The sequence below is a fragment of the Streptomyces sp. NPDC085944 genome, from assembly GCF_040686295.1.
Classification (GTDB): domain Bacteria; phylum Actinomycetota; class Actinomycetes; order Streptomycetales; family Streptomycetaceae; genus Streptomyces; species Streptomyces salinarius.
On sequence record NZ_JBFBJX010000042.1, the window covers coordinates 1 to 15,280 of the forward strand.

Sequence of the window (15,280 nt, forward strand, 5' to 3'; positions counted from 1 at the left end):
CTCGGGGCGGAAGCGGCCCGGAGAGTCAGACCGGCGAGCTGGCCCGGCTGCGGGCCGAGAACGCCAGGCTGCTGAAGGCCGAGAAGGAGTGGCGGTTGGAGCGTGAGATCCTGCGCCGGGCGGCCGCCTATTTCGCCAGGGAGGTGAGGTGAAGACCCGCCGCTGGGACTTCATCTCCGACCACCGCGCCGACTTCGGCGTCAAGCGGCTGTGCCGGGTCCTGGGGGTCTCCCGCTCCGGCTACTACCGGCACCAGGCCACCGAAGAGGCCCGCGCCGGACGCCAGGCACGCGAGGCGGCAGCGGTCGCCGGGCTCCGGGCCATCCACGCCGAGCACCGGGGTGCCTACGGCGCCCCGCGCGTGCACGCTGAGTTGAGGGCCCGGGGACGGAAGATCAACCGCAAACGCGTGACACGGCTGATGCGCGTCCACCACATCATCGGGCGCCACCTGCGCCGCACCAGGCGAACAACAATCGCGGACAAGACGGCTCCGCCCGCCCCGGACCTGGTGATGCGCGACTTCACTGCCGACACGTTGAACACGAAGTGGTGCGGCGACATCACCTGCATACCCGTCGGTTCGACGTGGCTGTATCTGGCCACGGTGATCGACATCTGCTCGCGCCGGGTCGTGGGCTGGTCGATCGCCGACCACATGCGCGCGTCCCTGGTCACCGACGCCATCGAGATGGCCGTGTCAGCCCGCGGCGGCGAGGTGGACGGCGCCGTCTTCCATACGGACAGGGGCGCCCAGTACGTGAGCCGGGCCTTCGCCGATGTCTGCCGCCGGCACGGCATCCGCCGCAGCATGGGACGCGTCGGGTCCAGCTACGACAATGCCCTCGCCGAGTCGTTCTTCCAGGGCCTCAAGCGGGAACTGCTGCACGGACGGCGCTGGACGTCGAAGGCACAGGCCCGCCTGGAATTGTTCCGCTGGATGTCGTACTACAACCGACGCCGCCGGCACTCCGCGCTCGGCTACCTCACACCGGTCGAGTTCGAACAGCGTCTGACCACATCACATACGCTGTCACTCGCCGCATGAAACCCGGTGTCCACTCCCGGGGAACAACCTCAGCCGGTGGGTCCCCCTTTTCGGCCGGCAGCGGCGGCGTGCTGATGAGCGCGGACGATGGCGGAGTCGATCTGCACGAGCCAGTCGATGTCGCCGACCGCGTCCGCGGAGGCTTGGACCTGCTGGAGAGCCTGGGTGAACACGCCGTCCAAGGCGTATCGCCGGAAGCGGGTATAGACCGTCTTCCACGGTTCGTAGCGTTCCGGCAGGTCACGCCAGGAGATCCCGGTCCGGATCTTGTAGACCATGCCGTTGATGACCTGCCGGTCCGCCACCCGCGGACGGCCTGTCGCGGCCCGCGGTATGAGTGGTAACTCCCACTCCCGATCGGTGAGTTCATGGCGGCGTATCACCCCATCATGATCCACCAACTTGATGATCTTTGAAGACGGACCCCAGGCCCCCCGAGGGGACCGCCGCCTCCCGGGGCCACACACAGCGAGACGACGACCGTCTGTATGGGCGCCAAACCCGTTCGCACGGGCACCGCCAACAGCCAGCCGCGCTCCGGCCCCGGGGCGGACGCCCCCTCCGCACCGCGACCCGACCTACCGCCGGCAGCAGCCCCCTGAACGCCGATCGGGCAAGTCCGGGAGAAGGACAGCGACAGAAGGACGGCTCAGGAGGTGGACGGCTCAGGAGGCGGACGGCTCGATCTCCCCCGCGAAGACGATGACCTGGTCGATGAGGCTCCGTCGCAGATGGACGACGTCCGTTCCCGCCAGGCGGGGGCCTCCGTCAGGTGTGGTGAAGACCCACTGGTACCGGGCCCATTCGTCGGGCATGTCCACCGCGGAGCAGCGCACCATCGTGCCGGTCCCCGCCGGGTGGCGCCGGATGTCCAGCACGAACCGCTCGACCGCCGCGATTCCCTCGCTGCGGCCCAACGGCCCCCAGAAGACCACGTCCGAGGTCAGCGCCTGGGAGAGCAGGGCGGTCACGTAATTGTCGTCCGAGGCGTTGAACGCGGAGATGAACGTGTCGATCGCGGCGCGTGCGGTCTCTTCATGCATGCCCCAGTAATATCAGCCGTTTCGCGTGCGCTCGTCCTACGGGACCCCTTCTGGTCAGGGTCAATCTTCCCGGTCGCAGCACTGGTTAGACTCTCGGCACCCGGCGGCCGAAGGGAAGACGCTTCCGTGCGCATGTACGACAATCCGGTGATCAGCGGGTTTCATCCTGATCCGAGCGTGTGCCGGGTCGGTGATGACTATTACCTGGTGTGTTCCAGCTTCGAGTACTTTCCCGGGCTGCCGCTCTTCCACAGCAAGGACCTGGTGCACTGGGAGCAGATCGGCAACGTGCTCGACCGGCCCGGGCAACTGCAGCTGCCTCTCCCCGGTGCCAAGGCGTCCGGAGGTCTGTACGCCCCGACCATCCGTCACCATGACGGCCGCTACTGGGTCATCAACACCAATATCGACGGTGGCGGCAACTTCGTCGTCTCGGCCGAGCGGCCCGAAGGGCCCTGGAGCGACCCCGTGTGGATCGACCTGACCGGGATCGATCCCGACCTGGCATGGGAGGAGGACGGCACCTGCTGGTGTGCCTTCTCCGGCCCCGAAGGGGGCATCAACATGGCCAGGATCGACCCGGTCAGGGGCGAGGTGCTGGAGAAGCCCTTCGCCACATGGTCGGGCAGCGGCCTCAAATATCCCGAGGCGCCGCACCTCTACCGCATCGGCGACTGGTGGTACCTGCTGATCGCGGAAGGCGGCACGGAACGCGGACACAGTGTGTCCGTGGCTCGCAGCCGCTCGCCGCGCGGCCCGTGGGAAGGAGCGCCCGCCAATCCCCTGCTGTCCCACAGCGGGACCGCCCGCTCCATCCAGAACACGGGCCACGCCGACCTGGTGCAGGCTCCCGACGGCAGCTGGTGGATGGTGCTGCTCGGCGTCCGTCCGCGGGGCTTCACGCCGGACGTGCACGTGCTCGGCCGCGAGACGTTCCTGGCCCCCGTGGCGTGGGACCGGGACGGATGGCCCGTCGTCGCGCCCGTTCCCGTGAGCCATGCGGCCCCGGGTGGGGCCTGGCACCCCCTTCCGGCCCCGCCCGCCCGGGACGACTTCAACAGGTCCTCTCTCGCACCGCACTGGATCTCGCCGTTCGCCCGCCAGGAAGGCTCCTGGTCGCTCACCGAGCAGCCCGGCCGGCTGGTCCTCAACGCCACCGGCCCGTCCCTCGACCGCCCCGGGTACACCTTCGTCGGGCGGCGCCAGCAGCACCACGACTGCCGCGTCACCGCCCTGATCGACCCGGGTACGGGACGCGGCGGACTCTGCGTACGTCTCGACGAGGCCCACCACTACGAGGTGGAGGCCGGCGGCGGGGAGGTCCGTGTCGTCGCCCGGATCGGGCCGCTGCGCCAGACCGTGGCCCGTCACCCCGTCCCGGCCGGGCCGCTGCACCTCAGCGTGACGATCCGGACGTCCAACCCCGTTCCCGCTTCGCCCGAACTCACCGACGGCGAGGCCACGGGACCCGACACCATCGCCTTCGGAATCGGCGATCCCGACGCCCCGGATGCCCGGCCGCTCGCCGAGCTGGACGGGCGCTACCTGTCCACCGAGGTCGCCTGCGGCTTCACCGGCCGGGTGATCGGCATGTACGCCACCAAGGGCACGGTCGCCTTCGACTGGTTCGAGTACGCCCCGGCAGCGTCCGTGTAGCGCCCATGAGCGGCTGTCAGGCTTCAGTCCGGCCGCGTCAAGGCGGACCCGGGCCCGCGAGGGCGACGAAGTCCGTTTCGAGCCAGGCTGAGTAGCCGTCCGGTGTCGTGTTCTCGTGAACAGTCGGGCGTTGTACGGCCCTCAGGAATGGTCCTGCGGTAACGCGGCGGTATGAGCCGTATGTTGAGAGGTGCCAGGTAGGTGTGAGCGCCGGTGCGTGGGAGTGGTAGATCAACGGCAGGTGGCTGACGAGGCCGGGGCTTCTCACGGTCGGGCTGTTCGACGAGGCGGAGCCGGGCCGAGGGCGCGAGGACACTCCGCATATGCTGGAGTTGGCGGGACGACTCGGCTTCGACAGCGCGTGGCAACGCACTGGGACGGCGCCCACTCGTCTACGTCGCGGGTGAGCCGGTCACGGACTTCCGGGGCACGGAGGGCACCGAGAGCTGCTCCGGCCGCGTGCGGCCCCCACTCCCCCAGCCTGCGGCGACGCATGTGGTACGGGTCCGGCAGCCTGCGCTCGGCCCGCTGGGCCGGAGACAGGGCGTCGAACCCTCTCACCAGCAGTGTGGGCAGGGCCGGGAAGCCGAACACAGGCACCGGTTCCGAAGACTTCGCCGCGATCCGGCTCTCTCGCATCCGCCGTCCGCCCGGCGCACCCCGGCGGGGAGCCCGCGCGGGTATCCCAGGGGCTCGTGGTGGTTGCCAGCGACTCCGCCGACGCCGCGCAGCGCGCCAAGTGCGAGGAGTACGCAGCACAGCGCCTCCCACGCCCGGAGCCCGCAGGGACCGCTCGTCCGCTTTCGCCCCGGATCTCGTGGGCTCCTCCGAGTGGATCGCTGAGCGCCTGCGAGCCCATGCAGCGTCCCGGGAGCCCACCCGGCCGGCCACCCGCCGGACCGGCTCAGCATGCACCTGCTGGTGCTCGACGACGCCCTGACCGGCGGGCAGCACTGTCCGGATCGGGAGAGGCAGCCGCGCGGTCGAGATTGCGCTGGAGCACAGTTTTCTCATCAGCACGCAGACCCCCGGCGCGGTGGAAGCATCATTGCCGGGGCACCGCGCGATCGTACGGGCCGTCGAGGCCCGTGTCCCCGCGGCCGCGTCGAATGCCGTGCTGGTCCTGGTCGCAGCCGCCGAAGCGGAAATCGCCCGGTCACCCGCATTGCCGAGCGACACCTCGGGCGATGCCGTCTGACCTGTCAGCAGCGCGCAGCGCGGCAGGTCCGGCCCGCCTGCGGAGTTGCTCGGTCTCGGGTCTACTCGACTCGTCGCACCTCTGCCCGATCTGAGGGCCTGCACGACCGGGCCGTGACCTGGCGCACGCGGTGATGGGAACCACCGCGCCCAACGAACGGTGCTCCCATCCCGATGCCGCAGGAGACATCTGCGGCATGGAACGGAGTGAGCCGACGCCGTGATGTGACGGCGAACGGGGACGGACAGGGCCACCTGCCGGGCGCGGGCTTCCCCGAAATGGCCAGAGCGGTCGGCGGAACAAGCGGAAGAATCCGCGCACTTGTCGCCCCTGTCCATGATCGTGCCGACGCACCGGTTGCCGTGGCCGTCCCGGCGACGGCAGCGCCCGTCAGGTTCTGCGCACGGACGACGAACGCCGGGCGGCCTGCCGCGCCCGGTGACGCGGAAGGTCGCCGTAGCGGCGGATCACCGGGTCGTGGTGATCCGGCGTTCGGCGAGGGCTGCGCAGTCGGAGCCGGTGAGCTGAACGCTGACGTTGCTGCCGTCCCAGTCCCCCGCGAGGAAGTCGGCCGGCTGGTGGGCCTCGCCGTGGCCGAGGTCCGAGCCGGCCGCCCGGACCTCAAGACCGGGATGTGCGGGGAGCATGACGGCGCCCACGCTTCGACCGGCCTCGGGGCGGTCGACGGCCGGGAGCAGTCGCAGCGGCGAGACACCTGACGACCTCGAACTTGGATTCTATATACCATCTCACGCGTGCATCAGAACCCACCCGCTCGGCGACGCGGCCGCTCCCGCCGGGAGCAACGACGTCGCCGCAAGGCCAGACGGCGCCACACGACGTGGACCGTGACGGCGACCATGGTCCTGGTCGGTGGCGTCATCACCTATGCGATCACCGGGAGCGACTCCGGCGAATCGTCCCCGCCCACCCACGCGAAGGCTCCGTCCCCACCGCCCGTCTCCGCCCAGGCGAAGGCGGGCGAGGCGCCGTCACACGGGCCGTCACCGTCTCTGTCGCCCAGCCCGGCCACGAAACCGCTCGACCTCGAACCGGCGCTGCGCCCCGTGACCGCGCTCTTCGGCGACAACCGTATGTCCGTGGCGATGCTGGACGTCAGCACTGGCGCGATGGCGACCTACGGGCACGGCACCTTCGACACTGCCAGTGTCGTCAAGGTGGACATACTGGCGACCCTGCTGCTCCAGGCCCAGGACCAGGGGCGGAGGTTGAGCGCCGAGGAGCGCGCCCAGTCCGCTGCCATGATTCGCAAGAGCGACAACGACTCCACCAGCGCTCTGTGGACCCGGATCGGAAGTGCCCGCGGGCTCGACGCGGCAAACGAACGGCTCGGTCTGACCCAGACGCACGGCGGTGAAGGAACCGTCTGGGGCATCACCCAGACAACCGCGGAAGATCAGATACGCCTGCTGCAGTCCGTGTTCGGCGACAAGTCGCCCTTGAGCGAGGTATCGCGTGCTTACGTCCAGGACCTGATGCAGCACGTCGTCAAAAGCCAGGCCTGGGGGGTCTCCGCGGCAGCCGACTCCGGCACGACCGCACTGAAGAACGGGTGGCTCAGACGGACCCGGACCCAGAAATGGGACGTCAACAGCATCGGCCGGATACGGCATGAGGGCCGTGTCTATCTGATGGCAGTACTGCTCAACGGCTGCAGCACCCAGGAGGTCGGCATCAGCATCGTGGAGCAGGCGGCGCGCGCGTCCGCGACGGCGTTCGCCAGGAAACTCGAGGAGGGCTCCGCGGCCTGACGGGCCGCACGGATCATCCCCTGCGGTTGCCGCGCGGCCTTTGCGGACCGCCTCGGAGGTATGCAGGGTCTGACGGTACGCCCGAGTACGGGGTCGTCCACCCGGTGGTTGGTCTTGGTGGCGGTCACGTATGCGTCGCGAGGACCCCGGACCGCCTCGCCGACCGAGCCACTGCCGTGTGGCGGAAGCGTCGTCGGGGGACCGGCCACGGCCCGTGACGTTCACGGAGGAGGGTCGCGGTGTGGGGACGGCCGCCCGGGGTCCCCGCAAGGGGCCCAGAGGCGAAGAAGTCACCCGGGCAGCGTGCGGAGCGTGTCCGGAAACAGGCGGGAGAGATCGAAGACGGTGGGATGCACGTCGGTGGCCAGGAGCAGCAGCCTCATGGCTTGGGGACGTAGGCCCGTGACGGCCGTCGAACGTACGCCTCCGCCCCCGGCGGCCGGGTCGAAGAGCAGGTGGAGGCCTGCGATGTCCATGAAGGACGTGTGGTGCAGGTCCCACAGCAGGTCGGTCACGTGAGCGGGCAGGGCGTCGACGGCGGCCCGGAGTGAGGTGAGCGTGTCGAAGTCGATGTCTCCGTGCGGGGTGAGGGATGCACGGGCGCCGTCGAGCGTGGTGATGACGTCCATTTGGGGCGCCCCCTTCCGGGGTCGATGAGCCCAATGGCGAAACACCCCCGGGCGGGGGCGTACGGCGTTGGTGGGGCCGAGTGCCCGGGTTGGAGGCAACGCCCGGACCCCGAAAGACCGGCGCCGCGTGGCATGCCGATCGGTCTCGTCGTCCTTCCACCGTCGCACACCCGAGTACCCGCGCACGATCCCGGACGCATGAACGCTGTGCAACACCGTCGGCGTCGGCTGTCCGCCGAAGCGGGCGAGATTGCCCCGTTCGGCCCTCCGCAGCAGCGGGCCTTCAGGACTGCTGCAGGTCAGCGGCATGGTCGACCATTCCTGCACCAGGGGTTCCGGACGGCACGGACGGCGTATGTACAGTCCCGCTCATGAAGAAGAACACCGTGGGTAAGCGGAACAGGGCGAACATAAGCGAGCAGTAGTCAGGCACAGACCCCTTCGCACAGGAAGCACCATGGTCATCCCTCTTGGGAAACAGGTATCAGGTGAGTGCCCTCCGCCGACGGCCCTGCGTTACGGCGTCGTGTGGGGCATGGCCGGATTTTCTCTTTTCGAAGCCCGTACCGCTGCACGAATGCTGCTGGAGTGGGCCGGGCACGCCCCGGACCACCAGATCAGCCAGGACGCCCAGCTCGTCGTCAGTGAACTGGTCACCAATGCCCTGCGGCACGCGCCGGGGCCCGGCGGTCTCCTGCTGGAAGTCCTCGTAGCCGCCCCGGCCCGTCTGCGCATCACCGTCCAGGACACCTCCTGCGAGCCGCCCCGGCTGCGCGTCCCCGATCCGCACCGCGTCGGCGGGCACGGCATCCATCTGCTCACCCGCCTGTGCGACCGCCTGGACACGGACCGCCGGGCAGGCGGGAAACACGTCACCGCGCAGATCCGTCTGCCCCGGCCAGGATGCCTCCTTCCGCCCCAGCCCGGAGCCAGCCTGCAGGAGCCCGGCTCGCCGACTCGCTGAGCCGGAGGCAGCCGCTTCGCGGTTCGGCCGTGTGAAGATGTCGAGGATCCGCGGTCGGCTCCGTCCCAGGGGCAGTCGCGGCCAATACCGGCCGCGCGATCAGGGAGGAGAAGCCACATGGCGATTCAGCGCATGGACAATGTCGGCATCGTCGTCGACGACATGGAGGCCGCGATCGCGTTCTTCGTGGAACTTGGCCTGGAACTGGAAGGGCGGGGAGAGGTCGAGGGCCTCTTCGCGGACCAGTGCACCGGACTCGACGGCGTCCGCTGTGACATCGCCATGGTACGGACCCCGGACGGTCTCAGCCGGCTCGAACTGGCGAAGTACCTCAGCCCCGTGGCGACCAGCGCCGGGCCGCGCGACCGGCCGCACAACGTCCTGGGTACGCACCGCGTCATGTTCGCCGTCGACGACGTGGCGGACACGGTCGCCCGCCTGCGTCCCCACGGCGCCGAACTCCTCGGCGACATCGCCCGGTTCGAGAACAGCTATCTGCTCTGCTACGTCCGCGGCCCGGAAGGCATCATCGTCGGTTTGGCCGAGCAACTGCGCTGAGTACGGTGCTGGTCCGGCAGCCGCACTCCACACGCGCGTCCAGGAGCGGCGGCGAGCCTGTGTCCGACGACAGTTGTCGGCAACAGACAGCAACGCCCCCGTCCACCGCTTCCGATGCCCGGTGCTGACCGGGCATCAGGTGCGCCGGCATCGTTCCGGATCGCCGAAGAGGTCTGTCTGCCCGGCTCGACCGGTGCGGCGGTCCTCCCGGTGACGGGTTCGTCTCTCGCCCGACCGCGGAGGGTCCACTACCGACCGGATGCACCCGGTTCCCACCGGGGCGGATCAAGGGCTCCTCGGCCCCGTAGCGGTTGCTTGACCTGCATGCCGGGCGCCTCCCGCCACGGGAAGGAGCGCCGTGCAGCTCCGGGTGACCGTGAGCGTCCGGCGGACAACGGAGGCCGCGCCGAAACACGCCCTGCGCAAGGGTCCGCGACAGGCCTCGCCCGGCTGCGCTCCCTCTGCCCCGGCCGCGCTCTCCGGAACACCGGTGGTGTCCCTCCGGACGAGGGCCGGAGGGGGTCAAGGGCTCGGCGGTGGCGGAGCCATGGCCCAGCGGATGACGCCCGTCAGGGCGCGGCCCAGGGGACGTACGGTCAGGTCCTCGACGACGGGCAGGCGTGGCAGATTCAGCATGTCCCGCGCCCACACCGGGAGGACGGCCACCCCGTTCGCGGCGAGGCCGGCGTAGAGCGGCCGCGCGACGAGGGGAATCGGCGGTTGCAGCAGCAGGAAGCGTGCGGCGGCCCTGGCTTCGGGAGTGACGCGCAGTTCAGGACGGTAGGCGGACAGGTGCTCGGCCAGGCTGCGGCGGTCGCGGGGCGGGTCGATCACTCCCAGAGCCTCGGCTACCCGGGCGGTGTCGGCCACGTAGGCGTCGTAGGCGGCGTCGTCGAGCGGACAGGCCCCGTAGCGCTGATGGGCGCGGAGGAAGCTGGCCGTCTCGGCCGCGTGGACCCATCCGAGCAAGTGCGGGTCTGCGGCGTGGTAGGGCAGGCCCTCCGCGGTCCTGCCGCGGATGCGCTGGTGAATGCCGCGCACGCCGTCGACCGCTCGCTGGGCGTCGGCGGCGGTGCCGTACGTGGTGACCGCGAGGAACGTGCTCGTGCGTTGCAGGCGGCCCCACGGATCGCCCCGAAAGCCGGAGTGGGCGGCGACGGCCGCCATGGCGAGGGGGTGCAGGGACTGCAGCAGCAGAGCACTGATCCCGCCGACGAACATCGAGGCGTCGCCGTGCACGGTGCGTATGGGTCGGTCGGGCTCGAACCAGCGGGGCCCGGGGGTCTCGTGGATCCGCTCCCGGGTGGCCGGTCCGTCCGGGCCCGCCACCCGGGCGAACAGCGCCTTGCCCACGTGCCCGCGCAGCTCTGTCAGCATGGTCTCATCCGTCCTGTCTCCAGTATCCCGCTCGGACACGGGAACCCGGCGGTACGAGGACGACCCGGCCACGAGGCCTTACGCGCGTCCGCGGAGTCGGCTTCCAGAGCGCAGGAGAGGCGGTCCTGGGGGTCGTAGGTGTAGCTGGTCTTGAGGTTCGTGAGGTGGTCGGTGCGGGTGCGGATCTTCGTGGTGTCCTTGCCCGCGCTGGCGTAGCTGTAGGTCAGGTCTATCAGGGTGGTCGAGCCGGAGGTGGTCTTGGTCGCCTGGGGTCGGCCGTTGTCGTCGATGGTGACGGTCTGGGTGGTGCCGCCGGGGTAGACGGTCCTGGTGCGCTTGTCTTTGTTGTCGTAGTCGAAGTCGGTCTTCTTGCCGTTCGGTGCGGTGAGGTGGTCGAGGCGGTCGGCGTTGTCCCAGGTGTGGTCCGTCCCAGTCGGGTCGGTGTAGAAGTCGACGTCACCGCCCGGGGTGTGGGCGAGCGCCGTCTGGGCGCCGTTGTGCAGGGTGCGGATGCTTTCGCGGTTGAGCTTGTCGTACTCCCACTTCGTGGTGCCTGAAGCATCGGTGCGGGACTTGACGTTGCCGTCACCGTCGTAGCAGTAGGTGACGGTCAAGTTGGTGGCGGAGACCTCGCGGCCGCGGTCGCGGGAGTCGTAGCCGTAGACGGTGGTGATGCCGCGGCCGTCCTCGACCGCTCCACCCGGCCCAGTGCGTCGTAGGTGTAGGTGGTCTCCCCCAGCGGCGCCGGCAGCTTCACTCTGATCAGGTTGCCGTGGCCGTCGTAGGTGAAGGAGGTGACGTTGCCGTTGCCGCCCTTCGCAGTGCAGCGCTGGCCCTCGAAACCGCCACACTCCGGGTCGGCCCCGTTGTGTGTACTCCCGCGTTCCGCCCGCAGTCCCGGAGGTGGTCACCGACAGGGTGTTGCCGCCACCAGCGACCAGCGTGCGAACGCGTTCGTTACGATCGATGCATGAGCGCGAGAAGAGAGCCGGTCAGTCGGCGTGAGCGTCCGGCGAAGCCGGCCCTGTCCCGGCGCTGGATCGTGGAGACCGCCGTGCACATCATGCGGGCCGAGGGATTGGAGAAGGTCACGATGCGCCGCCTGGCGCAGGAGCTGGACACCGGCCCGGCCTCCCTGTACGTCTACGTGGCCAACACCGCCGAGTTGCACGCGGCGGTGCTGGACGCACTGCTGGGCGAGGTGGACCTGAGCGGCCGGGACGGTGGTGACGACTGGCGCGGCAGGCTCCGCGCCGTCCTGACCTCGTACACCCTGGTGCTCTTCGAGCACCCGCAGCTCGCCCGCTCCGCGCTGGTGGCCAGGCCGAGCGGCGAGAACTACTTGCGGCTGGTGGACCGGATCCTCGACCTGCTCGCACGCAGCGGCGCACCCCGGGCTCAGGTCGCCTGGGGAGTCGACAAGCTGCTCCAGGACGCGACGGCCACCGCCGCGGAGCAGTCGACGCAGGAGCGCGACCCGACCTCCCGGGACGACTGGAACGCCACGGTGCGTGCGCTGCACGCGGTGGACGAGGCCACGCACCCGGCGATCGCCGCGCACATGCCGGATCTGGTCGGCGGCACGGCCCGGGACCGGATGCGTTGGAGCTTCGACATCCTCGTCAACGGCATCACGGACACCCCGGTGCCCGGCCAGGCGGACTGAGCCTCCTTCCCCGGCCCGGTGGGCGACTCGCTCCGGGCCGGGAGGAGGTCGTGCCGACACCTACCCATCAACGAACTTGTTCGCTACGAACACGTTCGCTACTGTGGGGAGTGGTCGGCGGGACCGCTGCAACACCACAGGGCAGTCCCTTCCCGGCCGTCCACGCGTCACCACGTCCGCGAAGAGGTTCACGATGAGCACCACCCACTTTCCCGTCGCGATCATCGGCGGTGGTCTCGGCGGTCTGACCGCGGCCCGCGTCCTGCACGTGAACGGCATCGAGCCGGCCGTCTTCGACCTGGAGGCGGGCCCGGAGGCCCGCACGCAGGGCGGCATGCTCGACATCCACGCCGAGAACGGGCAGAAAGCCCTGCACGCGGCCGGCCTGCACGACGACTTCCTCCGCCTCGTCCACGAGGGCGGCCAGGCCATGCGCCTGCTCGGCACCGACGGCACGGTCCACGTCGCCGAGGAGGACGACGGCACCGGCGACCGTCCCGAGGTCGACCGCGGCGAGCTGCGCGACCTGCTGCTGAACTCCCTGCCCACGGGCACCGTCCGCTGGGGCCGCAAGGTCACCGGCGCCCGCCCGCTGGGCGACGGCCGCCACGCAGTCACGTTCGCCGACGGCTCGGTCATCACCACCGACCTCCTCATCGGTGCCGACGGCGCCTGGTCGCGCGTGCGGCCGCTCCTCTCGGACGCCAAGCCCGCCTACACGGGCATCTCCTTCGTGGAGACCGACCTGTACGAGGCCGACACCCGCCATCCGCGCAGCGCGGCCGTCATCGGCGGTGGCTTCTTCATCGCCCTGGGGCACGAGCGCGGCTTCCTCGCGCACCGCGAGCCCGACGGCAGCCTGCACGTCTACACCGCGCTGAAGACGGACGAGAGCTGGATCGACACCGTCGACTTCGGTGACCACGCCACCGCCAAGGCCGCCGTCCTGGCCCACTTCGACGGCTGGGACGAGGGCCTGCGCGGCCTGGTCGCCGACGCCGACACGATCACCCCGCGCCGCATCCACGCCCTGCCCGTCGGCCACCGGTGGGACCGCGTCCCCGGCGTCACCCTGCTCGGCGACGCCGCCCACGTGATGTCGCCGTTCGCGGGCGAGGGCGCCAACCTCGCCATGTACGACGGCGCGGAGCTCGCCCTCGCCCTCGCCGCCCACTCCGGCGACACCGAGGCCGCTCTGACCGCGTACGAGGAAGCGCTCTTCCCGCGCAGCAAAGCCTCCGCCGCCGAGTCCGCCACCAGCCTGGACACCATGTTCGGCCCCGACGGCCTGGAGCAAATGACCGCGTTCTTCACCACCGACTCCGCCGGCCAGTGACAGCCCGGCCCACCTTTACGACGCCCGCCGCACCCGGGAGAACCTCATGACCTCACCGACTCCGCCCGATCGGCGCACCGTCCAGGTCGGGCCCGGTCGCGACCTGTACCTGCACGAAACCGGCCAGGGCAGCCCGGTCCTGGTCCTGCACGGCGGTCCCGGCCCTGGAAGCCTCATCCCCCTGGTCGACCACCTCGCGGCGCGTCACCGGGTGCTGGCGCCCACCCATCCGGGCTGGGACGGCACCACACGCCCCGACGACCTGGACAGCGTTCCGGCGCTCGCCGCCCTCTACCTGGGCCTGCTCGCCCAGCTCGGCCTGCATGACGTGACGGTGATCGGCACGTCCTTCGGCGGCTGGGTCGCCGCCCAGACGGTGCTGGACGACCGCGAAGGCCGGATCTCCCGACTCGTCCTCATGGACGCCGTCGGCCCGGTCGTGCCCGGCCAGCAGATCACCGCACCTACCGGACCACGGTCGGCGGGACCCGCGCCGGCCCGTGGACCAGCCCAGCGGGGCGGACCGTCCCCGCAGGCGACGGCCGCCCTGCGCGCGTACGCCGGGCCGGCCATGGCGGACGCCGACCTGCTGCCCCGCCTCCCCGCCGTCAGCTGCCCGGTCCTGGTGATCTGGGGCAGCGAGGACACGGTCGTCACGCCCGGTTTCGGCCGCGCCTACGCGGCCGCCTTCCCCCGTGCGCGGTTCGAACTCGTCGAGGGCGCCGGGCACCTCCCTCTACGCGAGGAGCCGGCAGCGGTCCTCGCCCTCCTCGACTCCTTCCTCACGTCCGGGGACGCCACCGCGCTCCACTGACTGCCTTCCACTTCCTTCGCCGACTTCGGCGCCACTTTCACCCACGGTGAGCGCCAGGGCCCGGCCCTGGCAGGCATGCTCGACCAGCTCCTGTCCTGGAGCAGCGCCCTCGCGGCCACCCGCACCACCGCGGCCGCCACCGCTCCTGACCGACCGCCCGGATCTCACCGCGCACGGCGCCCCGTCCGGCCAGGACGGCGCCGTCGACCCTTTCGAGGCCCACACGGTCAGCAAGGACGCCTCGACCGCGTACGCCACGGTCAACTACAAGGTCAAGGCCGGCGACCCGACCGACGCCAGCAAGGACAGCCTCGAGCGGGCCATTGACCAGGCCCGCGGCTCGGGGCCCACGGTGGTAGGTGGGCGGCACCGCTCTCGCCTCGCAGCCGGCCGCGGGAGGCTCGGCCGAGGTCATCGCGGTCGCCCTCGCCGCCGTCGTCCTGCTGATCACCTTCGGTTCCCTGACCGCAGCGGGGCTGCCGCTGCTCACCGCGGTCATCGGCGTCGGCATCGGCGTCGGCGTCGGCGTCGGCGTCGGCGTCGGCGTCGGCGTGAGCATGTGCGCGATCCTGGCTCTCGGCAGCGCGCTGGGGCTGTCCACCGGCAGCACCGCGATGAACATCGACGTCGCCCAGGCCCTGCAGGATGCCCTGGTGCGCTACCTGGCCGTCATCGTGCTGCGGTCCCTGCTACTGCTCCTGATCGTCTTCCGCTCGATCCTCGTGCCCGTCAAGGCGGCTCTCGGGTTCCTGCTGTCGGTGCTCGCCTCGCTCGGTACGGTCGTCGCGGTCTTCCAGTGGGGCTGGGGCGCCGAAGTGCTGGGCGTGGAGCAGCCGGGCCCGATCATGAGCCTCATGCCGATCTTCCTGGTGGGCATCGTGTTCGGCCTGACCATGGATTACGAGGTCTTCCTCGTCGCCCGCATGCACGAGGCGTACATCCACGGTGAGCGACCCGGTCAGGCCGTCGTGAGCGGCTTCCGGCACAACGCCCGCGTGGTCGTCGCGGCAGCCGTGATCATGATGGCGGTCTTCTCCGGCTTCATCGGCTCCGGAGAGTCAATGATCAAGACGATCGGGTTCGGCCTCGCTGCCGCGGTCCTCTTCGACGCCTTCCCGTCCGCATCTTGCATAATGCAAAAGTGAGGAAGGGGAAGCTGTGAGCGTCATACGCAGTGAGGGACGGGCCAGACGCCCGGTCTCGGACGTCCGGGGCTCGA

At 70.5% G+C, this 15,280-nt stretch carries 14 protein-coding genes and 4 pseudogenes; 11 read left to right on the top strand and 7 right to left on the bottom strand.

Annotated elements, in window-relative coordinates; translation table 11 throughout:
* Positions 1-1,048, top strand: a pseudogene (locus AB0P07_RS36410) (IS3 family transposase); the annotation flags it as partial.
* 29 nt (positions 1,049-1,077) lie between these two features.
* Here the strand turns inward: AB0P07_RS36410 and AB0P07_RS36415 are convergent.
* Both AB0P07_RS36415 and AB0P07_RS36420 read right to left on the bottom strand, forming a co-directional pair.
* Positions 1,078-1,515, bottom strand: a complete 438-nt coding sequence (locus tag AB0P07_RS36415; protein ID WP_365558638.1) for a transposase — start codon at positions 1,513-1,515, stop codon at positions 1,078-1,080.
* Positions 1,516-1,713: 198 nt separating this feature from the next.
* Positions 1,714-2,091: a nuclear transport factor 2 family protein gene (locus AB0P07_RS36420; protein WP_365558640.1), complete on the bottom strand. Its 378-nt coding sequence runs from the start codon at positions 2,089-2,091 to the stop codon at positions 1,714-1,716.
* A gap of 132 nt (positions 2,092-2,223) precedes the next feature.
* Here AB0P07_RS36420 and AB0P07_RS36425 point away from each other — a divergent pair, with 132 nt between their 5' ends.
* From AB0P07_RS36425 to AB0P07_RS36435, 3 genes and pseudogenes are all read left to right on the top strand, one after another.
* On the top strand, positions 2,224-3,747 hold the full coding sequence (locus AB0P07_RS36425) for a glycoside hydrolase family 43 protein (RefSeq protein WP_365558667.1): 1,524 nt from the start codon (positions 2,224-2,226) through the stop codon (positions 3,745-3,747).
* Positions 3,748-3,977: 230 nt separating this feature from the next.
* Positions 3,978-4,621 (top strand): annotated as a pseudogene (locus AB0P07_RS36430) (hypothetical protein); the annotation flags it as partial.
* A gap of 102 nt (positions 4,622-4,723) precedes the next feature.
* Positions 4,724-4,945: pseudogene (locus AB0P07_RS36435) on the top strand (FadR family transcriptional regulator); the annotation flags it as partial.
* A gap of 467 nt (positions 4,946-5,412) precedes the next feature.
* Here the strand turns inward: AB0P07_RS36435 and AB0P07_RS36440 are convergent.
* Positions 5,413-5,592, bottom strand: a complete 180-nt coding sequence (locus AB0P07_RS36440; RefSeq protein ID WP_365558643.1) for a hypothetical protein — start codon at positions 5,590-5,592, stop codon at positions 5,413-5,415.
* 201 nt (positions 5,593-5,793) lie between these two features.
* On the opposite strand from AB0P07_RS36440, the gene AB0P07_RS36445 reads away from it, so the two are divergent.
* Positions 5,794-6,717, top strand: a complete 924-nt coding sequence (locus AB0P07_RS36445; RefSeq protein ID WP_365558645.1) for a serine hydrolase — start codon at positions 5,794-5,796, stop codon at positions 6,715-6,717.
* Positions 6,718-7,007: 290 nt separating this feature from the next.
* Here AB0P07_RS36445 and AB0P07_RS36450 read toward each other — a convergent pair whose 3' ends face one another.
* Positions 7,008-7,346 carry a hypothetical protein gene (locus AB0P07_RS36450; RefSeq protein ID WP_365558646.1) on the bottom strand — a complete coding sequence of 113 codons (339 nt, stop codon included), beginning with the start codon at positions 7,344-7,346 and terminating at the stop codon, positions 7,008-7,010.
* Between the two features lie 535 nt (positions 7,347-7,881).
* Between AB0P07_RS36450 and AB0P07_RS36455 the strand changes: the two genes are divergently transcribed.
* Both AB0P07_RS36455 and AB0P07_RS36460 read left to right on the top strand, forming a co-directional pair.
* Positions 7,882-8,310, top strand: a complete 429-nt coding sequence (locus AB0P07_RS36455; protein WP_365558648.1) for an ATP-binding protein — start codon at positions 7,882-7,884, stop codon at positions 8,308-8,310.
* Positions 8,311-8,427: 117 nt separating this feature from the next.
* The gene (locus AB0P07_RS36460; RefSeq protein WP_365558650.1) at positions 8,428-8,868 is read left to right on the top strand and encodes a VOC family protein; all 441 of its coding nucleotides are present in this window, start codon (positions 8,428-8,430) and stop codon (positions 8,866-8,868) included.
* A 522-nt stretch (positions 8,869-9,390) separates the two neighbouring features.
* Here AB0P07_RS36460 and AB0P07_RS36465 read toward each other — a convergent pair.
* Genes AB0P07_RS36465 through AB0P07_RS36475 form a run of 3 tightly spaced genes read right to left on the bottom strand, consistent with a single transcriptional unit; the run spans position 9,391 to position 11,140 of the window.
* Complete coding sequence (locus AB0P07_RS36465) at positions 9,391-10,245, bottom strand: oxygenase MpaB family protein (protein ID WP_365558653.1); 855 nt, start codon at positions 10,243-10,245, stop codon at positions 9,391-9,393.
* Positions 10,239-10,859 (bottom strand): hypothetical protein, encoded by a 621-nt coding sequence (locus AB0P07_RS36470; protein ID WP_365558655.1) that lies wholly within the window; start codon positions 10,857-10,859, stop codon positions 10,239-10,241. Before AB0P07_RS36470 ends, AB0P07_RS36465 begins: the two co-directional genes overlap by 7 nt.
* Positions 10,856-11,140 (bottom strand): RHS repeat domain-containing protein, encoded by a 285-nt coding sequence (locus tag AB0P07_RS36475; RefSeq protein WP_365558669.1) that lies wholly within the window; start codon positions 11,138-11,140, stop codon positions 10,856-10,858. Before AB0P07_RS36475 ends, AB0P07_RS36470 begins: the two co-directional genes overlap by 4 nt.
* 75 nt (positions 11,141-11,215) lie before the next feature.
* Between AB0P07_RS36475 and AB0P07_RS36480 the strand changes: the two genes are divergently transcribed.
* From AB0P07_RS36480 to AB0P07_RS36495, 4 genes and pseudogenes are all read left to right on the top strand, one after another.
* The gene (locus tag AB0P07_RS36480; RefSeq protein ID WP_365558658.1) at positions 11,216-11,911 is read left to right on the top strand and encodes a TetR/AcrR family transcriptional regulator; all 696 of its coding nucleotides are present in this window, start codon (positions 11,216-11,218) and stop codon (positions 11,909-11,911) included.
* A 193-nt stretch (positions 11,912-12,104) separates the two neighbouring features.
* Positions 12,105-13,247 carry an NAD(P)/FAD-dependent oxidoreductase gene (locus AB0P07_RS36485; protein ID WP_365558661.1) on the top strand — a complete coding sequence of 381 codons (1,143 nt, stop codon included), beginning with the start codon at positions 12,105-12,107 and terminating at the stop codon, positions 13,245-13,247.
* Positions 13,248-13,293: 46 nt separating this feature from the next.
* Complete coding sequence (locus AB0P07_RS36490) at positions 13,294-14,061, top strand: alpha/beta hydrolase (protein ID WP_365558664.1); 768 nt, start codon at positions 13,294-13,296, stop codon at positions 14,059-14,061.
* A 199-nt stretch (positions 14,062-14,260) separates the two neighbouring features.
* Positions 14,261-15,176 (top strand): annotated as a pseudogene (locus AB0P07_RS36495) (MMPL family transporter); the annotation flags it as partial.
* Positions 15,177-15,280 lie beyond the last annotated feature (104 nt).

What these genes read in the sequence shown, in the direction of transcription:
- AB0P07_RS36440 (WP_365558643.1), bottom strand. Translation starts at nt 5,592, where the DNA reads ATGCTCCCCGCACATCCCGGTCTTGAGGTCCGGGCGGCCGGCTCGGAC.
- AB0P07_RS36465 (WP_365558653.1), bottom strand. Translation starts at nt 10,245, where the DNA reads ATGCTGACAGAGCTGCGCGGGCACGTGGGCAAGGCGCTGTTCGCCCGG.
- AB0P07_RS36425 (WP_365558667.1), top strand. Translation starts at nt 2,224, where the DNA reads ATGTACGACAATCCGGTGATCAGCGGGTTTCATCCTGATCCGAGCGTG.
- AB0P07_RS36490 (WP_365558664.1), top strand. Translation starts at nt 13,294, where the DNA reads ATGACCTCACCGACTCCGCCCGATCGGCGCACCGTCCAGGTCGGGCCC.
- AB0P07_RS36455 (WP_365558648.1), top strand. Translation starts at nt 7,882, where the DNA reads ATGGCCGGATTTTCTCTTTTCGAAGCCCGTACCGCTGCACGAATGCTG.
- AB0P07_RS36450 (WP_365558646.1), bottom strand. Translation starts at nt 7,346, where the DNA reads ATGGACGTCATCACCACGCTCGACGGCGCCCGTGCATCCCTCACCCCG.
- AB0P07_RS36485 (WP_365558661.1), top strand. Translation starts at nt 12,105, where the DNA reads ATGAGCACCACCCACTTTCCCGTCGCGATCATCGGCGGTGGTCTCGGC.
- AB0P07_RS36420 (WP_365558640.1), bottom strand. Translation starts at nt 2,091, where the DNA reads ATGCATGAAGAGACCGCACGCGCCGCGATCGACACGTTCATCTCCGCG.
- AB0P07_RS36460 (WP_365558650.1), top strand. Translation starts at nt 8,428, where the DNA reads ATGGCGATTCAGCGCATGGACAATGTCGGCATCGTCGTCGACGACATG.
- AB0P07_RS36480 (WP_365558658.1), top strand. Translation starts at nt 11,216, where the DNA reads ATGAGCGCGAGAAGAGAGCCGGTCAGTCGGCGTGAGCGTCCGGCGAAG.